4 protein-coding genes are annotated in these 7,338 nt (G+C 65.1%); 1 reads left to right on the top strand and 3 read right to left on the bottom strand.

The features are described 5' to 3' along the window. Positions 1-199 precede the first annotated feature (199 nt). Positions 200-1,099 carry a LysR substrate-binding domain-containing protein gene (locus AB4068_RS06145; protein WP_059388524.1) on the bottom strand — a complete coding sequence of 300 codons (900 nt, stop codon included), beginning with the start codon at positions 1,097-1,099 and terminating at the stop codon, positions 200-202. 125 nt (positions 1,100-1,224) lie between these two features. Here AB4068_RS06145 and AB4068_RS06140 point away from each other — a divergent pair, with 125 nt between their 5' ends. After that, on the top strand, positions 1,225-4,704 hold the full coding sequence (locus AB4068_RS06140; RefSeq protein ID WP_441432930.1) for a bifunctional proline dehydrogenase/L-glutamate gamma-semialdehyde dehydrogenase: 3,480 nt from the start codon (positions 1,225-1,227) through the stop codon (positions 4,702-4,704). A 58-nt stretch (positions 4,705-4,762) separates the two neighbouring features. Here AB4068_RS06140 and AB4068_RS06135 read toward each other — a convergent pair whose 3' ends face one another. Beyond that, entirely contained in the window at positions 4,763-5,674 is a 912-nt protein-coding gene (locus tag AB4068_RS06135; protein ID WP_284988806.1) for an oxygenase MpaB family protein, read from the bottom strand. Positions 5,675-5,800: 126 nt separating this feature from the next. Beyond that, the gene (locus AB4068_RS06130) at positions 5,801-7,267 is read right to left on the bottom strand and encodes an MFS transporter (RefSeq protein ID WP_441432929.1); all 1,467 of its coding nucleotides are present in this window, start codon (positions 7,265-7,267) and stop codon (positions 5,801-5,803) included. Positions 7,268-7,338 lie beyond the last annotated feature (71 nt).

The following is a 7,338-nucleotide window of genomic DNA, read 5'->3' as shown; positions in this document are numbered from 1 at the left end:
CGTACCAGCGCCTGACCGCAGACCAGACATTCCAGAGATATGCAAGCACCCCAGCCACCCTAAGCTTCCAAAGCTTAGCTACCCCGAAATTCGCCCGCCAACACTGGGAAGCAGGCACAATCCATACACACGTTTTGTCCTATAACCCCGGTAAGCGGAATGATCGTGGAGAATCCGCAGGCACCAGCCAGCCGAACCCCTACGCCCGTTCCGCGGCCACCCGTTCGAGGACTTCCCGGCATGCCAGGATTGCGGGGTGGATCCGGCCGGCGGTGCGCGTCGACGTGAAGACTGTCCGCTTGGGGAGCCCGGGGAGGTCCAGTAGTTGGACCGGAGTGGTCCGGCCCGTCCAGACGAGGTCCGGCATGAGGGCCACGGCATTGCCGGACTCGATGAGCCGGATTTGCGCTTGGAGGTCGGCGGTTTCGTAGCGGACGTCGGGCTCGAAGCCAGCGGAGCGGCATGCTTGTTCTGCCCAGTGCCGGGACGCCGCACCATGCGGTTCCATGACCCATGGCAGGGGAGCCGTATCCGCGAGCGAGGAAATCGACTCGCCACCGAGGCCAATCGGGGGAGTGGCCAGCCTGATGGCGTCGCTGGTCAGGGTTGCGCGGTCCAGGCCGGGGTGGTGTGGTGCTGCGTGCCCTGGGTATTGCTCGGCCACCACGATGTCGAAGTCTCGGGCCCAGGTTTCATAGAGCGCAGTCTCGGGTTCGCGCTGGATCATTTCCACTCGCACTTCGGGATACTCGCCCTTCATGATGGTGAGGAAGTCCGGCATGAGGGCCAGGGCGGCGGTTTGGAACACGGCGAGCCGCACTGTTCCCGTCACTGTGGAGAGGGACGCCGCGAGATCCGTCTCTGCCCGCTCGAGGGTGGCCAGCAAAGCGGCCGCATGTTCCACGAGGATCTCGGCCTGCGGCGTCAGCTGCACCCGTCGACCGGATTTTCTCAGCAGTTTCACGCCCGCTTCCTTCTCCAACAAGGTCAACTGCTGGGACACCGAGGACGGGCTGTACTTCATGGCGTCGGCCACTTCTGCGAGCGTCCCGCGGATCTTCAATTCGTGCAGCAAGCGCAGCCTGCGGACATCCAGCATTCGGCTCTCCAGAAGGGTCGAGAAATCTAATGAATATTCTTCAGAAAAGATCGCTTTTCCTAATCTGATTGTAGATCCATACTGATGGAAACAAAGCACTCTCCGCACCAAAAGGAACGAAGCGCATGAGCACACCAACTCGGGATTCGAGCATCGACGCCAGGACACAATCCACCCCGGAATCCGGACACCTCCAGGAGTTGGCCCACGAAGCCATCCAACTGGTTCGACACTGGCTCACCGAAGCCTCGAAGGTACCCGTTGACGTTTCCGCGCAGCGCCTCGCCGGCGTCCTGAAGGATCCGAACGGCCTGGACTTCACCGTGGGATTCGTCGACGGCGTCATCCGCCCTGAGGATCTGTCCGTCGCCGGCCGCAACCTGGCCAAGCTTGCCCCGAAGGTCCCGGCCTTCCTGCCTTGGTACATGCGCGCTGCTGTGCGCACCGGCGGCGTCATGGCTCCGGTCCTGCCGCAGGTGGTCATCCCGATCGCACGCAAAGTCCTCCGCGACATGGTGGGCCACCTGATCGTGGACGCCACCGATGCCAAGCTTGGCCCGGCCATCGCCAAGATCAAGCAGAACGGCGTCCACCTGAACGTGAACCTGCTGGGCGAGGCCGTCCTGGGCGAACGCGAAGCCAGCCGCAGGCTCGAGGGGACCCTCAAGCTCCTGGCCCGTGACGACGTCGACTACGTCTCCATCAAGGAGTCCTCCACGGTGGCCCCGCACTCGCTGTGGGCCTTCGACGAAGCAGTGGACCACGTGGTGGAGAAGCTCACCCCGCTCTACGAGCTGGCCGCATCGTTCCCCAAGCCCAAGTTCATCAACCTGGACATGGAGGAATACAAGGACCTCAGCCTGACCATGGCCGTGTTCACCCGGATCCTGGACAAGCCCGAATTCAAGAACCTTGAGGCCGGCATCGTGCTGCAGGCCTACCTCCCGGACGCGCTGTCGGCCATGCAGGAATTGCAGGAATGGGCTGCGGCCCGCCGGGCAAATGGCGGCGCTCCGATCAAGGTGCGCGTCGTCAAGGGCGCCAACCTGCCTATGGAACAGGTCCAGGCGTCCATCCAGGGCTGGCCGCTCGCTACGTGGGGCAGCAAGCAGGATTCGGACACCAACTACAAGCGCGTCCTGAACTACGCGCTCACTCCAGGACACATCGATGCGGTCCGCATCGGCGTCGCCGGCCACAACCTCTTCGACATCGCGTTTGCGTGGCTGCTCGGGAAGGAGCGCGGCGTTACGGCGGGCATTGAGTTCGAGATGCTCCTCGGTATGGCCACGGGCCAAGCCACGGCCGTCCGCAAGGACGTCGGCAGCCTCCTGTTGTACACGCCGGTGGTGCACCCGGGCGAGTTCGACGTTGCCATCGCCTACCTGATCCGCCGCCTCGAAGAAGGCGCCAGCCAGGACAACTTCATGTCCGCTGTGTTCGAACTCAGCGAAAACAAATCGCTGTTCGAGCGTGAGAAGCAGCGCTTCCTCGCCTCCCTCGCAGAATTGGACGACGCCGTTCCGGCCCCCAACCGCACGCAGGACCGCAACAAGCCCGCGGCCGCCATGCCAAGCCAGGGCTTCGCCAACACTCCGGACACCGATCCTGCCCTGCCCGCCAACCGGGCCTGGGGCCGTGCCATCCTCGACCGCATCCCGGGCTCCACTGCGGGAAACGCGATCGTTGAAGCCAGCAAGGTCAGCGACCCGCAGGAACTGGAACGCATCATTGCCACCGCAGTGGAACACGGCAAAACTTGGGGCGCCATGCCTGCCGCCGAGCGCGCAGCCATCCTGCACCGCGCAGGCGACATCCTGGAATCCCGCCGCGCCGAACTTCTCGAGGTTATGGCCTCCGAGACCGGCAAGACGATCGAACAAGGCGACCCCGAAGTCAGCGAAGCAATCGACTTCGCGCACTACTACGCCGAGCGCGCCAAGGACCTGGAAACGGTCGACGGCGCCAGGTTCGTCCCAGCGAAGCTCACCGTTGTGACCCCGCCGTGGAACTTCCCGGTGGCGATTCCCGCGGGCTCCACGCTGGCGGCACTCGCGGCGGGATCCGCCGTCGTGATCAAACCCGCAAAGCAGGCCCGCCGCTCCGGTTCCGTCATGGTGGACGCCCTGTGGGAGGCCGGCGTGCCGCGCGAAGTGCTGGCGCTCGTGCAGCTCGAAGAACGCGAGCTGGGCACCCAGCTGGTCTCGCACCCCAGCGTTGACCGCGTGATTCTCACCGGCGGCTACGAGACCGCTGAGCTCTTCCGGTCCTTCCGGCAGGACCTCCCGCTGCTCGCGGAAACCTCGGGCAAGAACGCCATCATCGTCACCCCGCACGCCGACCTCGATCTTGCCGCCAAGGACGTTGTGTACTCCGCTTTCGGGCACGCAGGGCAGAAGTGCTCCGCCGCTTCACTGGTGATCCTGGTGGGTTCCGTAGCCACCTCCGAGCGCTTCCACAACCAACTCGTGGATGCCGCCCGCTCGCTCAAGGTGGGCTACCCGGAAGAGGCCACCACCCAGATGGGCCCGATCATCGAGCCGGCCAACGGCAAGCTCCTCAACGCGCTGACCACCCTCGGCGAGGGCGAGACCTGGGCCGTGAAGCCCGAGAAGCTGGACGAGACCGGCCGTCTGTGGTCCCCGGGCATCCGGTTCGGCGTGAAGCGCGGCTCCTACTTCCACCTGACCGAGTTCTTCGGCCCGGTCCTCGGCGTCATGACGGCGTCCACCTTGGAAGAAGCCATCGCCATCCAGAACGAGATCGAATACGGCCTCACCGCCGGGCTGCACTCGCTCGATTCCGGTGAAATGGGCGTCTGGCTGGAGACCATCCAGGCCGGCAACCTCTACGTGAACCGCGGCATCACGGGCGCAATCGTCCAGCGGCAGCCGTTCGGCGGCTGGAAGAAGTCCGCCGTGGGCGCCGGCACCAAGGCCGGCGGACCCAACTACCTGGTGGGGCTGGGTAGCTGGCTCCCTACGGAGCCCCGCGCCAAGCGCGGTGCCACGCTCAAGGGTGCGGCCGCTTCGATCCTGGCCGCCGCCAAGGCCTCCGTCTCGCTTGTCGAAGCCAGCGAGGCGGAGGCCCTGCAGAAGGCGCTCTTCAGCGACGCCGAGGCATGGGCCACGGAATTCGGCACCCGCAAGGACGTCTCCGGCCTGAGCGCCGAGCGCAACGTCTTCCGGTACCGGGCCATCCCCGTGACCATCCGCTTGTCCGAGGGCGGGAAGCTCGTGGACTTGCTTCGCGTCGTGGCAGCCGGTGCAGTGGCGGGTTCGGCGCTCACGGTGTCCTCCGCCGTCGAACTTCCCGAAGCTGTCATCGCAGCGTTCGCGGGGCTCGGCGTGGGCACCCGCATCCAGAACGACGCCGAATGGCTGGCTTCCGCGGCAGGCATCAACGGTGGCCGTATCCGCCTGATCGGCGGGGACAGCAGCGCGCTGAGCGCAGCGACCGGCGGCCGTCCCGACGTCGCGATCTACCACGGCACGGTGACCCCGGCCGGACGCATCGAGATGCTGCCGTTCCTGCACGAGCAGGCCGTCAGCATCACGGCGCACCGCTTCGGCACTCCGAACCACTTGTCGGACGCGCTGATCTAGCGATTCGTCAAGGAAGCCCGGCGGAACGGCCACACCGTTCCGCCGGGCTCCTCTGCGTCTAAGCCTCGTACCCCAGGCGCCGCAATCGTTTCCGGGCGGCCTGCTCGCTGGGGCCGCTGCGGCCCAACGTCAGGCGCACGACAGCGAGCACCACCCGCGCGGCGAGAATCGACGGTAGCGGGATGGGGCCGATACGGGCTTTTTCCAGCCCCAGCAATTCCCGATATCGGGGCTCCAGGCTGGCGACGGCCGCGGCGAACAGAATCCGGTAACCGGGTTGCAGCGACGCTTTCAACGGGGGGTACCTGATGAATTCGATGGTTTCCCTGAGCCGCTCGTCCGCGCGGAGATGTCCGGAGGCGTACCACTGGTCCATTTCCGCCGTCACTTCCGCGAGGCTCAAGGGAGGGTCCTCGACTCCCATGAGGCGCCCGGCCTGGGCCCATTCGCGGATGTAGGCGTCGGCGCCGCCGGGGACCGCCCCGCCCCAGATCCGGTGCGCCGCAACGAAGGAATCCGCGTACGCAACGTGGACCCAGCGGAGAAGCTCGGGATCGTTTGCTGAGTACTCGCGGGTTTGGCCTTGGGCGTCAACGTAGTTGCCCTTGACGGAATCGTGCACCCGCCGCACGAAGTGGGTTGCCGTGTGGGCTGCGTCCATGGAGCCGTAGCTCACCGTGAAGATCCAACGGATGGTATTTGCCAGGCGGCCGAGGGGATCCCTTTTGAAGCCTGAATGGTCGTATACTCCCGCCAAAGCGCCGGGATGCAGGGATTGCATGAGCAGCACCCGGATTCCCGCGATGATCGTGGACATGGAACCGTGGACGGCCCAGACGGCCGATCCGGGAAGGTGGTACCCGGGGTCGTTTCCCTCGGCAAGCCGCAGCACCCAGTCAGGCGTGGACTGCGGGTGACCCGTAAAAGTCATCCGCAGTTCCGCTTGCCACTTCTTCAGGAAGTTGACCATGGTCCATTGTTGCGCTTCATTCTGCTGGCGCAAGGTGCCGTCTAGTTTACGCAGCGGTACCGGGCTAACGCAGAAGTGCCGGCCCGCTCTGGAATGAGCCGGCCGGCACCTTTCACGCGAGTCCGCTTAGGCTGCGGGCTGCTCGGCAAGTGCCCGACGACGGCGCGCCGGGGACGCTGCCACGAGCAGGGCCGCAATCGCCACCGCAGCGCTCAGGACCAGGCCGGGCCGGTACTGATCGAGCATGGCCGCCGCGCTGACAGGGCCGTTTGCGCCTGCGCCGGTGTCATGCCCGCTGACGAGGGCGGTCGTCACGGCGAGGACGAGTGCCGCGCCAACCTGCGTGCTGGTCTGGATGAGTCCGGCGGCCAGTCCCTGCTCCGAATCCCGGATTCCAGCGGTGGCTTGGACATTGATGGACGGGAAGGCCAAAGCGAAACCGATGCCCAGCAGGATGACCGAGGGCAGGATGTCCAGGACGTAGTTGGGCGACGTTCCAACGCGGAGGAACAAGACGTAGCCCAGTCCCATGGCGGTCAGGCCGGTGAGGATGAGCTTCGGGGCGCCGAATTTCTCGATGAACCTGTCCGCGAAGGGTGCGCTCGTTGCCACCAGGAGCCCGGTGGGAAGCAAGGCAAGCGCCATGCCCAGGGGAGACCAGCCGAGCACCGACTGCAGGTACATGGTGAGGATGAACTGGAAGCTCAGGTAGGAGCCGAACAGTCCAACGGCACTCAGGTTGGCGCGGGCCACCCAGCCTTCACGCAGGATGCCGAAGCGGATAAGCGGGTGCTTGACTCGGTTTTCGATGACGGCGAAGGTTGCCAGCACGGCAGCAGAGATGGCGAATCCGGCGATTGTTGCCACAGATCCCCAGCCCTTCTCCGGCGCTGAAACCAAGGTATACACGAGGCCAAGCATGCCGAGTGCGAGGGTCACCGCGCCCCAGACGTCGTGGCCGCTCTCTTCCGTGGACGGCTTATCCCGGGGAATGAACAACATGCCGAGAAGCACGACGGCGACGGCGATCGGTACCGATACAAGGAAGGTCCAGCGCCAGCTCAAACTGGTCATGAGCCCGCCAACCACCAGCCCGAGCGAAAAGCCGCTCGCGCCGAAAGTGGTGAAGATGGACAGCGCCTTGTTGCGCTCGCGGCCTTCGGCGAAGTTGGTAGTGATGATGGAGAACCCGGTGGGGGCAGTGAATGCCGCGGCCAGGCCCTTGACGAAGCGCGTTGCGATCAAGAGGGTGGGATCGTTCACGAGGCCGCCGAGGAGCGAAGCCGCAGCGAACACGGTTAAGGCGATCAGGAAGATCCGACGCCGGCCCAGCAGGTCGGCGAGCCGCCCGCCCAGGAGCAACAGGCTCCCGTACCCCAGGACGTAGGCGGAAACGATCCACTGCAGGGAATCGGTTCCGAGGTGGAGTTCGTGGCCGATGGAGGGAAGGGCTACGCCCACCATGGAAACGTCCAGGCCGTCGAGGGCCAGAACGGTGCACACCACCATCAGCAGCAGCCACTGGGCCCGGGTCCAGCGGACGGCTGTATGGAGCTGCTCGGCAGATCTAGTGAGGGTGCTTGGTGAAGTCATGCAGATCAATCTATATGACGCGTCATTCAATGACAAGGAATATGACTAGGAATCTTATGACGTGGACTTTA

Origin of the sequence: Arthrobacter sp. 2RAF22, assembly GCF_052115325.1 — a bacterium.
Lineage (GTDB): Bacteria > Actinomycetota > Actinomycetes > Actinomycetales > Micrococcaceae > Arthrobacter.
Note: the sequence above shows the minus strand (reverse complement) of the source record. Positions and strands in the feature narration are given on the sequence as shown.

Bases quoted from the DNA above. Each gene is read 5' to 3' on its own strand.
- AB4068_RS06145 (WP_059388524.1), bottom strand. From the start codon at position 1,099: ATGCTGGATGTCCGCAGGCTGCGCTTGCTGCACGAATTGAAGATCCGC.
- AB4068_RS06140 (WP_441432930.1), top strand. From the start codon at position 1,225: ATGAGCACACCAACTCGGGATTCGAGCATCGACGCCAGGACACAATCC.
- AB4068_RS06135 (WP_284988806.1), bottom strand. From the start codon at position 5,674: ATGGTCAACTTCCTGAAGAAGTGGCAAGCGGAACTGCGGATGACTTTT.
- AB4068_RS06130 (WP_441432929.1), bottom strand. From the start codon at position 7,267: ATGACTTCACCAAGCACCCTCACTAGATCTGCCGAGCAGCTCCATACA.